Source organism: Wolbachia endosymbiont of Drosophila bicornuta, assembly GCF_028982105.1.
Classification (GTDB): Bacteria; Pseudomonadota; Alphaproteobacteria; order Rickettsiales; family Anaplasmataceae; genus Wolbachia; species Wolbachia pipientis.
The window spans coordinates 1-706 of sequence record NZ_JAPQLF010000025.1 but is presented as its reverse complement, the minus strand read 5'-3'; the positions used below and the strand labels follow the sequence as shown (position 1 = coordinate 706).

Sequence of the window (706 nt, the reverse complement as noted above, 5' to 3'; positions counted from 1 at the left end):
TCACGGGGCACTTGCTTCTGATAACTTGGTAGACCTTTGAAAACTGAACATTGTTTCGACAAACCAAATATGTGTAGGGCGGTTTGATTTTAGAATCAAACCCAAACAATATTTGCGAAGTCAATTCGCTTTTAAAAATGTAACAACAATCGATGAGCTTACTTAAGTTCTCATCATAAGATGAGAGTTTGATCCTGGCTCAGGACGAACGCTGGCGGCATGCCTAATACATGCAAGTCGAACGAGCTTCCGTTGAATGACGTGCTTGCACTGATTTCAACAATGAAGCGAGTGGCGAACTGGTGAGTAACACGTGGGAAATCTGCCCAGAAGCAGGGGATAACACTTGGAAACAGGTGCTAATACCGTATAACAACAAAATCCGCATGGATTTTGTTTGAAAGGTGGCTTCGGCTATCACTTCTGGATGATCCCGCGGCGTATTAGTTAGTTGGTGAGGTAAAGGCCCACCAAGACGATGATACGTAGCCGACCTGAGAGGGTAATCGGCCACATTGGGACTGAGACACGGCCCAAACTCCTACGGGAGGCAGCAGTAGGGAATCTTCCACAATGGACGAAAGTCTGATGGAGCAACGCCGCGTGAGTGAAGAAGGGTTTCGGCTCGTAAAACTCTGTTGTTAAAGAAGAACATATCTGAGAGTAACTGTTCAGGTATTGACGGTATTTAACCAGAAAGCCACGG

The 706-nt window shown here is 45.9% G+C and carries 1 rRNA gene; it reads left to right on the top strand.

Annotation, left to right across the window (positions count from 1 at the left end):
- Positions 1-176: 176 nt before the first annotated feature.
- A 16S ribosomal RNA gene (locus OZD68_RS00160) occupies positions 177-706 on the top strand; the annotation flags it as partial.